This is a genomic window from Blastocatellia bacterium (assembly GCA_035573895.1).
In the GTDB taxonomy this organism is placed as follows: Bacteria; Acidobacteriota; Blastocatellia; order HR10; family HR10; genus DATLZR01.
Genome location: DATLZR010000149.1, coordinates 1 through 16,730 on the forward strand (window position 1 = coordinate 1; position 16,730 = coordinate 16,730).

Genomic DNA, 16,730 nt, shown 5'->3' on the forward strand with positions numbered 1-16,730 from the left:
GTCTCCGAGAACCTGAGAGAAAGGCGTTCCCGCTGCGGGTGTTTCGTGGGTTTAAGGATCGCTCTTTTGCTGTTCCCTGCGGTATAATGACCATGAAAATGCCGCGAGCCAGGAGGGAGAAGAATGAGGACGGTTGTCAGCGTGCTTCTCGGTCTCGCCTTTATGACCGGCCCGATCTCTGTGACGGGGGCGCAGTCGCCACAAAATGTCGTCGTGCCCGCGGGCACCGTCCTGCGCCTGTCGTTGCAAACGCCGGTCAGCACCAAGATCAGCGAAGTGGGCGATCCCATTCGCGCGACGCTTTACGATGATCTGATCATTGACGGTCAGCTCGTGCTCCGGGAGGGAACGCTCTTTCTCGGACGGGTGACGCATGTGAAACCCGCCCGGCGCGGTCAGCGTCAATCGGAACTCTCGCTTGTTTTTGATCGCGTGCGCTTGAGTTATGGCGAAGAGCCAGCAACGTTGACTCTCGCCGCCATTGACGATTGGCGCAACGACAAGAAGATCAAAAGCGACGACGAAGGCATCGCCCGAGGCGGTCGCAGCGGCGCTCAGACGGTGGAGAACGTCTATCGGGGAGCCCATATTGGACTGGCTGCGGGCACCGCCGTGGGATTGATCACCCGCAGCGGTCGGGCCGCCGGGATCGTGATCGCCAGCACCCTGGGCGGGAGCGTTCTCCTGACCACAGGCAACGACATCCGGCTCAATCCGGGAACCATCCTGCGGATGAAACTAGAACAGCCGCTTCAGCTCCCGTCGCTCACCTCACGATGAGCCGTCGGGCTCATGGTTCTCATCCGGTGCCCGGGCGCAAAGGCGCTGCGACCCTTGTGAAATTCAAGGGGCGCGAGTCGCCCGTTTGGCAACCTCGCGGAAGAACCTCCGGCTTATGATCAACGCCTGCTCATGCGGCGATGAATCGGATCTCCGGTGAGAGCAGACGATGTACCGGGACCTTTTCCCTCCTGATCGGTGGGAGTCATGACGGTGCTCCGGGCTGGCTTGTCGCGCCTGTGCTACGGGCAGGGGTGATCCTGATCCTCCTTCTTCTTCCGGCCGGGCCTATTCCCTCGACGCAGATTCTGGCGCATTGGCGAGGGGCGCCGCCGTCCCTGCGATCGGGGTCTGGCGAAACTTGCTTCGGTGAAGACCGAGGAATTCCCCGGCGGAAGAATCCCGGACGTGAGCCTCCGGCATCGCACTCCCTCTTGGGCGAGGAAGATCCGGTGGATGCGAACTCGGTGCGGGTGCAAGGGGAGACGCTCACGCGGTTGCGCGTGACAGTCACCGACGAAAACGGCGTCGCGGTGACGTCGGCACGCATCATCCTCACGCACACGGCCTCTGGCGCGGTCTTCCGGGGCGAGAGTGATTACTCCGGGAGGCGCGAGTTCACCGACTTGCCGCCCGGCGTCTATCAGTTGAGGGTGGAGAAGGAGGGCTTTTACGTCGTCACGCTCGATGACGTTCGCCCCGATCAAACCTCCCAGATGGAGATCGTGCTCACCCACATTCAAGAGTTCGTCGAAGAGATGGATGTCGTTTATTCGCCTCCGGCGATTGATCCGACGAAAACGAGCGCCGGTCGGACGCTTGATTCCCGCGAGATTCTCACCGTTCCCTATCCGGTCACGCGCGACATTCGCTACGCGCTCCCGCTCATGCCCGGCATCGTCCGGGATGAAACCGGTCAGATCCACCTGAGCGGTTCGGCCAGTTCTCAAACGCTCTATCAGCTCGACGGATTCCGTGTGGCGGATCCGGCGACCGGTCAGCTCGATCTGCGCGTGAGCGTGGATGCGGTGCGCTCGGTTGACGTTCAGAGCGCCCGGTATGCGGCCGAATACGGTCGAGCGAGCGGCGGTGTGGTGGCTCTCCTGACCGGGATGGGGGATGATCGCTATCGGTTCTCGGCCACCGATTTCATCCCTTCGTTTCAAAACCGCAAGGGATTTCACATCAATAACTGGACGCCCCGGGCGACAGTATCCGGCCCTCTGCGGAAGAAGCAGGCGTGGTTCTACGAGGCGCTGGATGGCGAGTATGATCTGGCGATTGTGAGAGAATTGCCGCCGGGAGCCGATCGGAACTCTCGCTGGCGCGTGAGCAATCTCATCAAAGGTCAGGTCAATATCGGTTCCGGCCACATTCTCGCGGCCTCCGTGCTCGTGAATCGGTCGCGCTCGCCCCGCGCCGGTCTCTCGCCGTTTGTCCCGCCGGAGGCGACGGTCCGCCAGCAACAGACGGTCTCCTTCCTCGCGTTCAAGGATCAGGTCTCCACACAGTCGGGGTGGCTGCTCGATGTGGGATTTGCCGCCGGTTGGTTTCATAGGGCCGATATTCCGCACGGGTCTCAACACTACGTCATCCGTCCCGATGGGGTGAGTGGCAACTTCTTCAAGCGGAGTGATGATCGAGCGCGGCGATTCCAGGGACTCGCCCACCTCTTCCTCCCGCCGCGCCTCTGGTATGGCCGTCATGAGCTGAAGATGGGCGTTGATATCGAGGCTCTCCGGTTCGCGCAGGCCATCCAACGCCATCCGATAATGATTTTCCGCCAGGACGGCACGCTCGCCCGCCAGGTGACATTTGAGAACCGTCCGCCTTTCGCCCGCAATAATGTTTTGGTCAGCGCCTACGTTCAGGACAGATGGCTGGTTCAGGATCGTTGGGTCATCGAGATGGGCGGACGGTTTGATTGGGATCAGATTCTCCAGCAGGTCATGGTCTCTCCCCGATTGGCGACGAGCTATCTCGTTCGGCATGAGACGAAGATCACCGCCGGGGTCGGGCTTTTTTCCGATGCCCCGCTTCTCGTCCTGCTCGCGCGCCCGCACGAGGGTACTCGTCGTGATCTTTTTTACGCTGAGGATGGGCGCACGCTTCGCCTCCCCCCGGTGGAGACGGCCTTTGCTGCTACGGAACGGGAGCTGAAAGTCCCGCGCACCTGGCAGTGGAGCGTTGGATTGGAACAAAAGCTTCCGGCCTCGATCTACCTTCAGCTCGAGGTCTTGCGCAAACGGGGAGCGAAGGATTGGGCCTTTGTGGGTCAAACCGACGGGGTCTCTCGTCTGTTCGTTCTGCGTCCGATGCGGCACGATCGCTACGGTGCCGTGCAGGTGAGCCTTCGACGAACATTCGCCCGGGGATCCACGATCTTTGTCGCCTATACGCGGTCATCGGCGCGATCCGATGCGGTGCTCGACTACAGCCTCGATACCTTCACCTTCAGCCCACAAGCGGGTGGACCTCTGCCCTGGGATACGCCCAATCGCCTGGTCTGCTGGGGCTGGATGCCCGTGGGGAAGGGATTCGATCTCGCCTATTCGCTTGAGTGGCGCGATGGATTTCCCTTCAGCGTCGTCAATGGGGATCAGCAACTCGTCGGTGCTCCTCACGGACAGCGCTTCCCCGCCTATTTTTCTCTCAATCTTCATGTCGAGCGGCGGTTTCACCTCTTCGGGTTTCAATGGGCGCTGCGGGCCGGGTTCAATAACCTCACCGGTCGAGACAATCCCACCGTCGTCAACAACAATCGAGATGCGCCGGGGTTTTTGACCTTCAGCGGACGTCAGGGGCGAACCTTCACCGGGCGCATTCGCTTCCTCGGCCGGAAGTGATGTCGGTCTCCTGTCCCTCCGCGAAACAGGATCTCCCGTCGAATCACTCCGATCTGAACACGCACTCCATTCGCATCCACGTGCTCACCGTTCGCGTGCAGGCGCACGAATGGGAAGACGTATCCGGTTCATCTCCGGCGAGAATTTCAGGACCTCGCAGCGGCCCCCTCTGTCCCTGAGAGATTCCTCGACTGCGATTCGGAGCGCGTGCTTGACAAAGCCTCTCGGCGTGGGCTAGAAAGGGGCTCGTGAGTGAAATCACACAGAGGAGAGAAGTCAATCGTGGTGCGAACGATCATCAAATACGGCGATCCGAGGCTCGAACGTCCGTCGGACCCGGTCACGGAGTTCAACGGTGAGCTGGTGACGCTCGTCCAGGATATGTTTGAGACAATGTACGCGGCGCGGGGCGTGGGATTGGCGGCTCCGCAAATCGGCATTAATAAACGAATTTTCGTCATGGACTGCGCCGGAGGCAAAGACCCGGCGCAAAAATACGTCATGATCAATCCGGAGATCCTCGTCGCTGAGGGCGAGGACATCGCCGAAGAAGGGTGCCTGAGCCTTCCCGGCTTCTATGCCAAGGTCGCGCGTCCGGTGCGCGTGGTCGCTCGCGGCCTCAACCTCGATGGGAAGGAGTACACCCTGGACGTGCGCGATCTGGCGGCGCGCTGCGTCGCGCACGAAGTGGATCACCTCGACGGCAAACTCTACCTCGTTCATCTCAGCCCGATCAAACGCGATCTTCTTGAGCGGAAGATCAAAAAACTGATCAAGGCCGGAGAGTGGTAACAGCCGGCGTCGCGCGGATTTTGGAGTCTGCAAGCCGGTACGGGCCGGAAAGCGTGTACCACAACGAGGCGACTTGTCGGCCTGCGACATCTGCTTGAGCCACAGGTCGCGGGCTCATACCGAGAGAAAAGGTCGCGATATTATGCGCCTCATTTTCATGGGAACACCCGAAGCCGCTGTCCCGACGCTGGAGAAGCTCCTCGATCACGGTCACCAGGTCCTGGCCGTCTTCACGCAGCCGGATAAGCCGGTGGGGCGTCACCAAAAGCTCACTCCATCGCCGGTGAAGGTTCGGGCCGAGCAAAGAGGCCTGCCGGTCTATCAGCCGGAGAAGATCAAGACTAACGAGCAAGTGCGGGAGATTTTTCACGCGCTCGCACCCGAAGCCGTCGTCGTCGTCGCCTACGGGAAAATTCTTCCACCCTGGATGCTGGCCATCCCTCCGCGGGGATGCATTAACGTTCATTTCTCCCTCTTGCCGAAATATCGGGGAGCGGCTCCCGTCAACTGGGCCATTGTTCGGGGCGAGACCGAAACGGGCGTGACGACGATGCTCATGGACGAGGGGATGGATACCGGCCCGATCTTGCTTCAACGGTCGTGTCCCATTGGGGCCGATGAAACGGCTGCGGAGCTGACCGAGCGACTGGCCCGGATGGGAGCCGATCTGCTCATCGAGACGCTGGAAGGACTCCGGCAAGGACGCCTGACGCCGATTCCTCAGGATGATTCTCAAGCGACCTATGCCCCTCTGCTCAAGCGGGAGGATGGTCGTATCGTCTGGACGCTCACGGCGGAAGAGATTCGCAACCGTGTGCGGGGGTTTCAACCCTGGCCAGGGGCCTGGACGACATTGCGGGGCGCGCGGGTTATTCTCTGGCGCGCAGAGGCGGAAACCCCCATCCCGCCGGAGCAGCGCGCGCTTGCGCCGGGAACAATCAGTGAGATCCGAAAGGATGCGTTTGCCGTCATCTGCGGCGGGGACTCGCGGCTCATTATCACGGAACTTCAGCTTGAAGGGCGCAAGCGCCTGCCCGCCCGCGAATTCCTCAAAGGAGCCCGCCTGGAAGTCGGTATCCGTCTGGAGTAGCCGCCGTCGCGCCGACCGTCGCTGGGGAAACGACAGGCGGGCGAGCACGCACCTGCTCATCTTTTCCCTCTCGCTCAGTTAGTACGGCGTCGTGCCCCCTCGTCCAGGCCCCCTCACCTTTTACCTCGTCACCTGGTGGTTGACAGGCACCGGCGGAGCTTCTAAGCTGACTCTGCTCTTCGTGGTGGAACGTGGATCGGCAGGGGGCCAATACCCGGCGTCTTCTGGATGTGGGGTGTGGGCGCAACAAGGTCGCTCGCGCCATCGGGTTGGACCGCATTCCGGTCGAGGGAGTGGACGTTGTTTATGATCTGGAGATGTTCCCCTATCCCTTTGTGACCGATGCTTTCGACGAGATTCACGCCCGCCATATCATCGAACACGTCGCATCGGTCGTTCACTTTCTCGATGAGCTTCATCGCATTGCCCGGCCGGGTGCCCGGCTCTACATCACGACGCCGCACTATTCCTATGCCCACTCCTGGCGCGATCCCACGCATCGCTGGCACTTCAGTTCCTACACGTTCGACTACTTCGATGCCGACCATCCGGCCCGTTACTATCTGGGGCGAGGCCGGTTTCATGTCATCACCGTTCAGGTGAAAATGCTTCGGCTGTGGCGATGGATGGGGGTGGAGTGGCTCATCAATGCGGTGATGCACCACCGCCGCTGGCGCTTCTTTCGTCGGATCTGGGAGGAGTATCTGGCCTTTGTTGTTCGCGCGCGGGAGATTCACGCCGTCCTGGAGGTCATCAAATAATTTGACTCGCTGCCGAGCTGACCGATATATTTGCCGGTGATGTGTTGCCGGAGGAACGATCACCATGCCACAAGAGGGTGCTTGTATCTCGGAGTTTCAGAATCCGGAACTCGAAGTCCTCATTGACGAGGCGACGCTCAAAAAGCGCATCGCTGAGCTGGGGGCTGAGATCACCCGGGACTATGCCGGGCGCACGCCCCATCTCGTGGGTGTGCTCAAGGGGGCGGTGGTGTTTCTGGCCGAACTGATGCGACACATTGATCTGCCGGTCACGCTCGATTTCATCGCTGTCTCCAGCTATGGCCGCTCCACCCGCACCACCGGTGAAGTGCGCATCATTAAGGACCTTGACGAAAGCCTGGCGGATCGAGACGTCCTGGTGGTGGAGGATATTCTCGATACGGGCTTGACGCTCAACTACCTGCTCACCAACTTTCGCTCGCGGGAGGTTCGCTCGATCGGCATCGTGACCTTGCTCAACAAGCCGTCGCGGCGACGGGTTGAGGTCGAAGTCGCCTATAAGGGGTTTGACATCCCCGATGCCTTCGTCGTCGGATTCGGTCTCGACTATGCCGAAAGATACCGCAATCTCCCCTTCGTGGCGATCCTGAAAAATGCCCCGACGCTTCCCTAGACCATCATGATGATTCTCCTCACCGATCCTCTTTCCCGGGCACAGTGAAGGGAGAGGTGGTCCTGGATGGGTTCGCTATGAACGAAAACGCACCGACGTCGGAGAGAAAAATCGAAAGCGAAGCGACGACGGACTGGCTGGATCGTGCATTGAGCTTCCTCAGCTCCGTTCCGTTTGGCATCGCGCTCATGATCCTGCTGGTCATTTCCTCGTTGCTCGGCACGGTGATTCCCCAGGTCACGCTGGAGAACTTCGACGAGTTTTATCGGCGCTTGACGCCGGCCGAGCGGGCGCTCTATGGCAGCCTCGGGCTGTTTGATCTCTATCATGCCTGGTGGTTCAGCGGGTTGATGGTTTTATTCGCGCTGAACCTCACGCTGGCCTCGATTGACATCGGAGCCAAGGCGCTGCGGTTTTATCGCCGACCGGCTCTCGCTCCTCCGGTGGCCTTTCTCTCAACACTGGCCTTCTCGCGCACGGGGGAGACCGGTTTTTCCGCCGATGTGGTGGATCGCTGCGCGGCGGTGTGTCGGGCTCTCCGGTTTCGCGTGACGGTGACATCCGAGGGCGAGCGCACGACGGTGTTCGCCGAACGGGGCCGATGGGTGCGGTGGGGAGGATTGGTGGTTCATCTCTCGCTCGTCGTCATCCTGGCGGGAGCCTTCGTGGGCTCGCGGTGGGGATATGAGGGGATCATCACCGTTGCTCCGGGGACGACGGTCACCGATCTGTTCATTCCCGGTGTGCCGGCGCTGAACCGGCCAGACGAGCGACGGCCGCTTCCGTTCACGGTGGTGTGTCGTCGCATCTGGGTCGAACTGAAAAACCCTCAGGGTCCCATGACTCCGGCCAATATCATCAACTGGTATACCGAGGTGACGATCCGGGACCGGGACCGGGAACATCAGGGCGTCATCAAGGTGAATGGGCCGCTCGATTATCGAGGCCATCGCTTCTTTCAATCGGCAACCGGCGGCGGCGCCGATGCGAGTCGCATCGTCGTGAGTTTCCGCCGGGACAATGGTGAGCCTCAGGTGATCACGCTCGACAAACTTCAGGCGGCCTCGGTGGAGGGAGTGGGAACGGTTCGATTCGTTCGATTTTTCCCCGATCTGCAACTTGTGGGAGGCGAACCCCGATCGGCATCAGACGACTATACGAACCCCGCCGCTGAGCTGGAAATCACGTCGTCCGACGGGGAGAGGAAAACGGTATGGGCGCTCAGCGAAGAGGCGGCCGATCTGTTTTCCGCCGATTCCAATGATTCCCTCGCGCCGTTCCGTCTGGCCGGCTGGCGCGTCGTTCTGCAGTCGTTCGACCGGGTGAGTCAGCACCACATTCTCCGCGTTCAATATGATCCCGGAGTCGGCGCCGTCTACGGAGGATCGGCGGTGCTGATTCTGGCCCTGATGCTCGTGTTTGCCTTTGCTCATGAGCGCCTGTGGGTGGTTGTTCAAAGAGAGGGCGACCGTGCGCGATTCGTCCTGGGGGGTGAAACCAATCGCCATCACCTGGGGTTTGAAAAGAAGTTTGAGGCAGTGGTGAAGGCATGCTTGACAGGCTGACTTTCTCTTTGCTAGATTGTCTCGCGCTGACACAATGGAATAGGCGCGTAGCTCAGGGGGAGAGCACTACCTTGACGCGGTAGGGGTCAGCGGTTCAAATCCGCTCGCGCCTACCATTTTTATTTGGTATGATGGGCGCCTTTGAAGCGGGTGATGATTGGACCGATGAAGGCAGTCTGCACGATGACGCGAGCGATGCAATCCTCACCCGTGCGCGTGAGGTGCCATCGTCAATCCATGCGGGAGGGAGTGTAACGTCGGAACGACAATGGGAGTGTGGGTTCGTCTTCCTGACAGGGAACCGATCGAAGTTCCTTCTGGACTAACAGCCGCCGAAGCGATTGCCCGAGCCGATAGCCAGATCGCCGCACAGGCATTGGTAGCTCGGGTGGATGGTCAGCTCGTTGACCTGACGTACCGACCGCCCGATGGCAGCACGGTGGAGCCGATTCTCCCGGGAATGCCTGAAGCCCTCGAGGTCTATCGCCACTCGTCGGCCCACCTGCTGGCGGCCGCGGTCCTGGAGCTGTATCCCGAGACGTTGCTCGGAATCGGGCCGCCGACCGACGACGGGTTCTTCTACGATTTCCTCCGGTCGGAACGGTTCACCCCGGAGGACCTCCAGCGCATCGAGGAGAAGATGCGGGAGTTGATCGAGAAGGATATTCCATTCGAGCGGATCGAGATTCCCCGTGACGAGGCGCTGCGGCATTTTGCCGCCGTGGGCGATCATCTGAAATGCGAGTTGATCACGGATAAAGGCGGGCCGGTGGTCAGTTGTTACAAGCTCGGCGATCACATGATTGACTTCTGCCTCGGCCCTCACATTCCCTCGACCGGTCGCATCAAGGCGATCAAGTTGCTCAGCGTGGCGGGTGCCTACTGGCGCGGGGACGAGCGCAGCCACCAGATGCAACGCATCTACGGCACGTCATTTTTCAGCGAGGAGGAACTGGCGGCCTTCCTCCGCCAGCGCGAGGAGGCCGAGCGACGCGACCATCGCAAGCTCGGTCGGGAACTGGATCTGTTCAGCATCCAGGAAGAGTATGGACCGGGACTCATCTTCTGGCATCCCAAGGGCGGGATCATCCGCAAGGAGATCGAAGATTTCCTCCGGGCGGAACTGATCGAGCGCGGCTACGGACTCGTCTATACGCCGCATATTGCGCAGTTCGGTCTCTGGCAGCGGTCGGGCCATGCCGAGTTCTACCGCGACTCCATGTACGCCACCATGGCGGTGGATGACGTCCAGTATCAGATCAAGCCGATGAATTGTCCCTTCCACATCGGCATTTATGCCAGTCGGCACCGGAGCTATCGCGAACTGCCGCTGCGGCTGGCGGAGTTCGGCACCGTCTATCGCTATGAGCGAAGCGGTGTCTTGCATGGCTTGCTGCGGGTGCGCGGGTTCACTCAGGACGACGCTCACATCTTCTGCACGCCGGAGACGCTCAAGCAGGAAATCATCGGCTGCCTCGATCTGGCGCGTCATGTCTATCGCACGTTCGGCTTCGATTATACCGTCGAACTGTCGGTCCACGACCCCAAAGATCGCTCCAAATACATGGGCGGTGAAGCCATGTGGGACTGGGCCGAGAAGACGTTGGCCGAGGCGCTCCGTCAGTTGGATCTCGACTTCCGCACAATCGAAGGCGAGGCGGCCTTTTACGGACCCAAAATTGACGTGAAAGTCGTGGACGCCATCGGCCGCTCCTGGCAGCTCGGTACCATTCAGCTCGATTTCAATCTGCCCGAGCGATTCGAGCTGGAATATATTGGGGAGGACAATCGGCCTCACCGACCGCTGATGATTCATCGCGCGATTCTGGGTTCGCTGGAGCGGTTCTTCGGTATCCTCATCGAGCACTACGCGGGAGCCTTCCCGTTGTGGCTGGCTCCGATTCAGGCCATCGTCCTGCCGATCACCGATAAGCAACAGGACTACGCCGTCGCCGTTCAAAAGCGTCTGCAAAAAGCCGGACTGCGGGTGGAGCTTGACGCGAGAAACGAAAAGATCGGCGCCAAGATCCGTCAGGCGCAGTTGCAGAAGATCCCCTTCATGCTGGTGGTCGGGCAGCGGGAAGCAGAGGCAGGAACGGTCTCCGTCCGCGAGCGCAGCCGGGGCGACCTGGGCGCTCTTCCGGTGGACGTTTTTTGTGATCGTGCCTGTCATCTGGTGCGGCAACGGAGCATCAGCCTGGAGTGGGAGGCTGTTTCGTGAGGACGGTGGAGATTGGCGCGTCCCGTTGCCGAAGGACACGCGATGCGAGAACGAAAGGAGGACGCTATCAGCCGACCATCTTACCGACGATCTGACTTCCGGCGCGATCACCGCTCGCCGTACCGCGTCAACGAGCGGATTCGGGCCGAGCAGGTGCGCGTCATTGATGAAAACGGCCAGCAGATCGGCATTCTGCCGCTGCGCGAGGCGCTGGCTCTGGCCCGCCAGCGCGACCTGGACCTGGTCGAGGTCGCGCCCCAGGCCGATCCGCCGGTGTGCCGGATCACCGATTATGGGAAATACCTCTACGAGCAAAAGAAAAAGGCTCAGGAGGCGAAGAAAAAGCAGACGGTCATCACCGTCAAAGAGATCAAGTTCCGTCCGGCCACCGATCATCATGACTACGAGTTCAAGATGAAAAACGCGCAGCGAATCCTCAGCGAAGGAGATAAGGTGAAGGCGACGGTTCACTTTCGCGGGCGCGAGGTCGTTCACAAGGAACTGGGCGAGAACCTGCTCCGGCGATTGATGGCCGATCTGGCTGAGGTCGCCGTGGTCGAATCGGCCCTGCGCATGGAAGGACCGAATATGAGCGTCGTCTTTGCGCCCAAGAAAAGGGAGGTCGCTCGTCAGGGAGCACCCTCCGAACGTCCGAACCCTTGAGGAGGAACCATGCCCAAGCTCAAAACACATCGAGGGGCGTACAAACGATTTCGGCTGACCGCCTCGGGTAAGATCAAACGCGGTCACTCACACGCCCGGCACATTCTCACCAAGAAATCGTCGAAACGAAAGCGGCTTCTCGATCGGGATGTCTATGTGGATTCCACCGATGCCGCCCGGATCAAGAGAATGCTCCCCTACGGGAGAGAGTAGGATGAGACGCGGGGTCGCGCCGGGAGGACTCGGCGCCTCAGTGAGGCCCCGTGGAGGTATCGCCGGATCGGCGCCCGGGATGCACCGAGCGCAGCCGGTTCGAGAAGGAGAGAGATGACCTATGCCACGAGTCAAGCGAGGACATAAACGCGTCGAACGCCGGAAGAAATACCTGCGCCTGGCCAAGGGATACTGGGGAGCCAAGAGCCGACTTCACCGCTACGCCAAAGAAGCGGTCGAGCGCGCACTGAAATTCGCCTACATCGGGCGTCGGCTCAAGAAGCGTGATTTTCGCAGTCTTTGGATCATTCGTATCAATGCTGCCGCGCGACAGCAGGGGTTGAGCTACAGCCAGCTCATGCACGGTCTGAAGCTCGCCGGCGTCGCGCTGGATCGCAAAGTGCTGGCTGATCTGGCGGTCCACGATGCGGCAGCGTTCACGGAACTGGTGAGCCTGGCCAAGAAAGCGCTCCCCTCGGCGTGAGCGGATGCCCGTCATCGTCTGTTGCGCCGGGTTCGTCGAACGGGTGTCCGCAGGCGGTCTCTCATACCGGTCCCATGCACGAGCGACTCGACGAGATTCGTCGTCAATTCGATGCCGAGCTGGCCGTCGCCGGTGATCTCGCGTCGCTTGCGGCGCTGCACGATAAGTATCTGGGGCGACGGAGCGGACTCGTCACCGCCGCCATCCGGGAACTGGGAAAGCTTCCTCCTGAAGAGCGCCGCACCGTCGGACGAGCGGTCAACGAGCTGAAGGATGCGATTGAAGCGGCTCTTCTGGCGCGACGGCAGCAGCTCGAGGCTCGAGCCGAAGAAGAAAAATTCGAGCGCGAGCGACTGGACATCACGCTGCCGGGACTCAAGCCACTTCTCGGGCACCTGCATCCCATCACCCTGATCCGCGAGCGCATCGAGGACATCTTCGTGGCGATGGGTTACGCCATTGAGGATGGACCGGAGGTGGAGACGAGCTACTACAACTTCGATGCGCTCAATATTCCTCCCGGCCATCCGGCCCGAGAGTCTCAGGACACGTTCTACCTGAGCAACGGCCCTCGGTCGGATGAGCCGCGCCGGGACCCGGCGCGTTCCGAGCAAGCCCTGGCCCTGCGGACGCAAACCTCCACCGTACAAATTCGCGCGCTCGAACGACGGCGGCCTCCGTTGCGCATCATCGCGCCGGGGAAAGTCTTTCGCCGGGATACGCCCGATCCCACGCACAATCCGATGTTCTTCCAGGTCGAGGGACTCACGATTGATCGTCATATCTCGCTGGGCGATCTGAAAGGTACGCTCGACGAGTTCGTCAAGCGCATGTTCGGGCCGCAGACGCGCACGCGCTTTCGTCCGAGTTACTTCCCCTTCACCGAGCCGAGCGCCGAAGTGGACTTCAGTTGCTTCGTGTGCGGAGGCCGGGGCTGCCGCATCTGTAAGGGATCGGGATGGATCGAACTCGGCGGCTCCGGCATGGTTCATCCCCGCGTGCTGCGAGGCGTCGGCATTGATACCGAGGAGTTCACCGGCTTCGCCTTCGGTCTCGGCCTGGATCGCATGGTGGGACTCATGTACGGGCTCGATGACATTCGGTTGCTCTACGAGAACGATCTGCGGTTTCTCCAGCAGTTCGGATGACATCTCGTCTGCCGTTGGGGGGAATATTGATGCTCGGCGCGCTCCCGGTATCGCTCGGCTGGTGGCGGGTGCTCGGGTGAGGCTATGAAGGTCAGCTATACCTGGCTCAAGGAACTGGTGGATTTCGATCTGAGTCCGCGCCATCTAGCGGAGAAGCTGACGATGGTGGGACTCGCCGTTGATCGCGTCGAGGAGGTGGCCGGAGATGCTATTCTCGATCTCGATCTGACCTCGAACCGGCCCGATTGCCTGTCGCATCTGGGGGTGGCCCGGGAGATCGCCGTCATCTGCGGGACATCGGTTCGATGGCCCGAGACGCGCGTGGAAGAAGACGACGAAGAAGCCGCCCACCTGACCTCCATCGAGATTCACGATCCCGAGTTGTGTCCGCGGTATACGGCCCGGTTGATCATGGGCGTGCGCGTCGGCCCCTCACCGCCGTGGGTCGTCGAGCGGCTGGAAAAGCTCGGTCAACGCAGCATCAATAACGTGGCCGACATCACCAACCTCGTTTTGCTGGAGCTGGGACACCCGCTTCACGCCTTTGATTTCGACAGGCTCGTCGGGCGCCGCATCATTGTGCGTCGCGCCCGCGCGGGGGAGATGCTCAAGACGCTCGATGGCGTCCGGCGCACGTTGAGCGATGAGATGCTCGTCATCGCCGATGCCGTTCGTCCCGTGGCCCTGGCCGGGATTATGGGGGGCGAGGACACGGAGATTTCCCTCCAGACGACCAATGTTTTGCTGGAGAGTGCTTACTTCCACCCCGTCTCGATTCGTCGCACGGCGCGGGCGCTGGGGATGGCGACCGAGGCCTCCTACCGATTTGAGCGAGGAGCTGATTACGAAGCGCCAGCGCAAGCGGCGGATCGCGCCGCCCGCTTGATCGTGGAGGTCGCCGGAGGACGCATTCTCCGCGGCCTGATTGATGTTTATCCTCGGCCGCTCACGCGGCCCCGGCTGCGACTGCGTCGGTCGCGGCTCCGGCGCATCGTCGGCATGGACATTCCCTTGAGTGAAGCCGAACGCATTCTACGCGCCCTGGGATTTGCCGTCGAGCGCGTGAACGACGAGGAACTGACGGCCGTGCCGCCGAGCTTCCGGGTGGATATGGATGGAGAGGACGACCTCGTCGAAGAGGTGGCGCGACACATCGGCTATGACACCATCCCCGTGACATTGCCGCCCTGGAACGGCGCCGGAGAATTGTTGCCGGGAGAGGACAGGCGACGCGACATTCGTCGTCTTCTCATCATGCAGGGATTCAGCGAGGCCATCACCTTCAGCTTCGTCAACGAGGCCCTCGATGCCCTGTTTCGGTCGGAGGAGACGCCGGTGGTGCGCATCCTCAACCCGATTGACGAAACGCGCGCCCAACTCCGAACGAGCCCGCTGCCGGGACTGCTGGAGTCGCTCGCGCATAATCTCAATCACGGCGTCAAGAATGTCCGCCTCTTTGAAATCGGTAAGTGTTTTCGCGCGGCGGCGGATCGCCCCGATGAGGTGGAATTGCTGGGGCTGGCGGCGACGGGCTTGATGAATGAAACCGCCTGGCGCGACCATCAGCGCCCGTTCGGATTCTATGAGATGAAGGGCGTACTCGAAGCCGTGCTGGAGAAGCTCCGACTCGGCGATTACACGGTCACAACCTCGCCGGAGCCGTATCTCCATCCCGGACAATCGGCGCGTTTTCTCCTGCACGGGAAGTGGTTGGCCGACTGCGGGCAACTGCATCCCCGGGTGGCCGCCCTGTTCAAGTTCAAGCAGCCGGTCTTCGTCGCCGTCGTGGACATGCATCAGCTGGTGACGCAGGCGGGGGAGACCGTTCGCTATCGTCCCTTACCTCGCTTCCCGGCAGTCCAGCGAGATATTTCCTTCATCGTCGCTCAGGGAGTGACCTATGCCGAGATCGCCGACAGCATCCGCCGGCTTGGCATCCGCGAGCTGACCGATGTCCGTTTGTTCGACGTCTACACCGGCACGGGCATCCCGGCGGGCAAGCGCTCGCTCTCGATCAGCCTTCGATTGCAGGCCGACGATCGCACCCTGACCGAGGATGAGATCACCGAGATTCACAGCCGCATCGTGGCTCTGCTCAAGGATCGGTTCCAGGCCGAGATGCGGCAGTAAAAGGTGTTGCCAGAGACGATCGTTCGGAGTAAAATACCGGCACTTGTAAAACGCGGAGGAAGGAGCGTGGTCGGATTGAGCGGCTTAGAAAAATTCGCACATCTCGAAGACAAGATCTATCGCGCCATCGAGCAGTTCAAGGCCCTGCGGCAAGAGAAAGAAGCCCTGGAGAAAGAAGTCGTCGGGCTCCGTCGGGAAATCAGCACCCTGCTGGCGGAGAAAGATCGTCTGGAAGTTCAAGTCGAACGCCTGCTGACTGAACGCGACACTATCAAGCTCAAGATCGAAGCGATGCTCGAAGCCCTTGCCATTCTCGAACAAGAGATGGCTGACTCCGTGAGGAGGTAAAGACAAAGCAGGGAGCCTATGGATCAAGCACAGACTCAAAGCGTCAAAGTCGAAATCTACAATCAAACCTACAATATTCGCGGCAACGGCGATAGCGAGTACATCGTTCAACTCGCCGAGTACGTGGATCGGCGGATGCGGGAGATCGCCTCGGCCACGATGACGGTAGATTCGCTGAAGGTGGCCATTCTGGCGGCGCTGCATATTGCCGATGAGCTGCATCAGATGAAACAACGCTATGAGCAGCTCGATGCGCAACTGGCTCAGCGCAGCGCCGAGGCCGGCGAATTGCTCGACCAGGTGCTCAAGAGCTACCGGCTGGACGTGCCGAAAACCGATTCATCGCCCGACGCCGGTCGCCTCTATCGCTAGCGCTCACTTCCCGGATCACCGCAACGGTCGGGTTCGCTCCTTCGGGAGGCCCACTCCACCGGCCCTCCTTTGACAGAGTTATCGCCCGCTGATCGGTCAGAAGACCATCGGTTGCCGTGACGGTCAACTGAATTTTTCCGGGAGATGCGATCCCATCCATGTGGATCAACAGCACGCCGCGAGCCGGATTCCCCGCCTGAGCGATGAGCGCACCTGCTTTCAACCCGTCGGAGCCGAGCGTCTTCGCTTTTGATTTCCGTGCAGCCCGGAGCCCAGGCAGCAATCCCTGAACGGGCGACACCCACAATTTTGCTTCACCCGTTGTCAGCGTCACAGTGTGTGGCGCTGGGATGTTAAATCATGCTCGGCCTTTAGTCCGGCCGTACAGGTCGCAGCGACCCTGTAAGCTGGAATCACGTTCGCTAAGGCATCCGTATGGAGAAGCAGTACTCCACGGCCGGATTTCCCGGTCTTGAGAGGAACACGCCCTATCTGAGCTGCTTGTAGCCGAATCGAAACAGAAGCCTGTTCATCGGAGCATCGAGTCAGGGCACCTAATTCACTATTTGCTCCCCGCGCGCCCAGTGTCACCAGGTGTTCGCCGATCATATCTCTCGCCTCTATCTCCCATCACTGCGGACGTTGACTGTGCTCTCGTTCAACCCCTGATGCAAAAAGCGCCA

15 protein-coding genes and 1 tRNA gene are annotated in these 16,730 nt (G+C 60.7%); all 16 read left to right on the forward strand.

Translation table 11 applies throughout. The features are described from left to right. Positions 1 to 123: 123 nt before the first annotated feature. The gene (locus VNM72_12800; protein HXF06275.1) at positions 124 to 780 is read left to right on the forward strand and encodes a hypothetical protein; all 657 of its coding nucleotides are present in this window, start codon (positions 124 to 126) and stop codon (positions 778 to 780) included. Between the two features lie 452 nt (positions 781 to 1,232). Beyond that, positions 1,233 to 3,626 carry a TonB-dependent receptor gene (locus VNM72_12805; GenBank protein ID HXF06276.1) on the forward strand — a complete coding sequence of 798 codons (2,394 nt, stop codon included), beginning with the start codon at positions 1,233 to 1,235 and terminating at the stop codon, positions 3,624 to 3,626. Positions 3,627 to 3,908: 282 nt separating this feature from the next. After that, on the forward strand, positions 3,909 to 4,418 hold the full coding sequence (gene def / locus VNM72_12810) for a peptide deformylase (GenBank protein ID HXF06277.1): 510 nt from the start codon (positions 3,909 to 3,911) through the stop codon (positions 4,416 to 4,418). Between the two features lie 142 nt (positions 4,419 to 4,560). Further along, positions 4,561 to 5,508, forward strand: coding sequence for a methionyl-tRNA formyltransferase (gene fmt, locus VNM72_12815; protein HXF06278.1), 948 nt, complete (start codon positions 4,561 to 4,563; stop codon positions 5,506 to 5,508). 191 nt (positions 5,509 to 5,699) lie between these two features. Then, on the forward strand, positions 5,700 to 6,269 hold the full coding sequence (locus VNM72_12820; protein HXF06279.1) for a methyltransferase domain-containing protein: 570 nt from the start codon (positions 5,700 to 5,702) through the stop codon (positions 6,267 to 6,269). Positions 6,270 to 6,333: 64 nt separating this feature from the next. After that, complete coding sequence (hpt, locus tag VNM72_12825; GenBank protein ID HXF06280.1) at positions 6,334 to 6,903, forward strand: hypoxanthine phosphoribosyltransferase; 570 nt, start codon at positions 6,334 to 6,336, stop codon at positions 6,901 to 6,903. A gap of 77 nt (positions 6,904 to 6,980) precedes the next feature. After that, positions 6,981 to 8,468 carry a cytochrome c biogenesis protein ResB gene (locus VNM72_12830; protein ID HXF06281.1) on the forward strand — a complete coding sequence of 496 codons (1,488 nt, stop codon included), beginning with the start codon at positions 6,981 to 6,983 and terminating at the stop codon, positions 8,466 to 8,468. A 41-nt stretch (positions 8,469 to 8,509) separates the two neighbouring features. After that, positions 8,510 to 8,584, forward strand: a tRNA-Val gene (locus VNM72_12835). A gap of 152 nt (positions 8,585 to 8,736) precedes the next feature. Continuing rightward, entirely contained in the window at positions 8,737 to 10,689 is a 1,953-nt protein-coding gene (thrS, locus tag VNM72_12840) for a threonine--tRNA ligase (GenBank protein ID HXF06282.1), read from the forward strand. Between the two features lie 42 nt (positions 10,690 to 10,731). Next, positions 10,732 to 11,352: a translation initiation factor IF-3 gene (infC, locus tag VNM72_12845; GenBank protein ID HXF06283.1), complete on the forward strand. Its 621-nt coding sequence runs from the start codon at positions 10,732 to 10,734 to the stop codon at positions 11,350 to 11,352. A gap of 9 nt (positions 11,353 to 11,361) precedes the next feature. Next, positions 11,362 to 11,565: a 50S ribosomal protein L35 gene (rpmI, locus tag VNM72_12850; protein HXF06284.1), complete on the forward strand. Its 204-nt coding sequence runs from the start codon at positions 11,362 to 11,364 to the stop codon at positions 11,563 to 11,565. A gap of 121 nt (positions 11,566 to 11,686) precedes the next feature. Further along, positions 11,687 to 12,049, forward strand: a complete 363-nt coding sequence (gene rplT, locus VNM72_12855; protein ID HXF06285.1) for a 50S ribosomal protein L20 — start codon at positions 11,687 to 11,689, stop codon at positions 12,047 to 12,049. 74 nt (positions 12,050 to 12,123) lie between these two features. Beyond that, a complete protein-coding gene (gene pheS / locus VNM72_12860) occupies positions 12,124 to 13,197 on the forward strand; it encodes a phenylalanine--tRNA ligase subunit alpha (protein ID HXF06286.1) in 1,074 nt (357 codons plus the stop codon). An 84-nt stretch (positions 13,198 to 13,281) separates the two neighbouring features. Beyond that, positions 13,282 to 15,327 carry a phenylalanine--tRNA ligase subunit beta gene (pheT, locus tag VNM72_12865; GenBank protein ID HXF06287.1) on the forward strand — a complete coding sequence of 682 codons (2,046 nt, stop codon included), beginning with the start codon at positions 13,282 to 13,284 and terminating at the stop codon, positions 15,325 to 15,327. A 66-nt stretch (positions 15,328 to 15,393) separates the two neighbouring features. Further along, positions 15,394 to 15,675 carry a hypothetical protein gene (locus VNM72_12870; protein ID HXF06288.1) on the forward strand — a complete coding sequence of 94 codons (282 nt, stop codon included), beginning with the start codon at positions 15,394 to 15,396 and terminating at the stop codon, positions 15,673 to 15,675. 18 nt (positions 15,676 to 15,693) lie between these two features. Continuing rightward, positions 15,694 to 16,047, forward strand: a complete 354-nt coding sequence (locus tag VNM72_12875) for a cell division protein ZapA (GenBank protein HXF06289.1) — start codon at positions 15,694 to 15,696, stop codon at positions 16,045 to 16,047. Positions 16,048 to 16,730: the final 683 nt, after the last annotated feature.

Excerpts from the sequence above, each read along its gene's own strand:
- VNM72_12830 (HXF06281.1), top strand. The coding sequence starts at position 6,981 with ATGAACGAAAACGCACCGACGTCGGAGAGAAAAATCGAAAGCGAAGCG.
- VNM72_12875 (HXF06289.1), top strand. The coding sequence starts at position 15,694 with ATGGATCAAGCACAGACTCAAAGCGTCAAAGTCGAAATCTACAATCAA.
- pheT (HXF06287.1), top strand. The coding sequence starts at position 13,282 with ATGAAGGTCAGCTATACCTGGCTCAAGGAACTGGTGGATTTCGATCTG.
- thrS (HXF06282.1), top strand. The coding sequence starts at position 8,737 with ATGGGAGTGTGGGTTCGTCTTCCTGACAGGGAACCGATCGAAGTTCCT.
- rplT (HXF06285.1), top strand. The coding sequence starts at position 11,687 with ATGCCACGAGTCAAGCGAGGACATAAACGCGTCGAACGCCGGAAGAAA.
- hpt (HXF06280.1), top strand. The coding sequence starts at position 6,334 with ATGCCACAAGAGGGTGCTTGTATCTCGGAGTTTCAGAATCCGGAACTC.
- VNM72_12800 (HXF06275.1), top strand. The coding sequence starts at position 124 with ATGAGGACGGTTGTCAGCGTGCTTCTCGGTCTCGCCTTTATGACCGGC.
- fmt (HXF06278.1), top strand. The coding sequence starts at position 4,561 with ATGCGCCTCATTTTCATGGGAACACCCGAAGCCGCTGTCCCGACGCTG.
- rpmI (HXF06284.1), top strand. The coding sequence starts at position 11,362 with ATGCCCAAGCTCAAAACACATCGAGGGGCGTACAAACGATTTCGGCTG.
- pheS (HXF06286.1), top strand. The coding sequence starts at position 12,124 with ATGCACGAGCGACTCGACGAGATTCGTCGTCAATTCGATGCCGAGCTG.
- infC (HXF06283.1), top strand. The coding sequence starts at position 10,732 with ATGCGAGAACGAAAGGAGGACGCTATCAGCCGACCATCTTACCGACGA.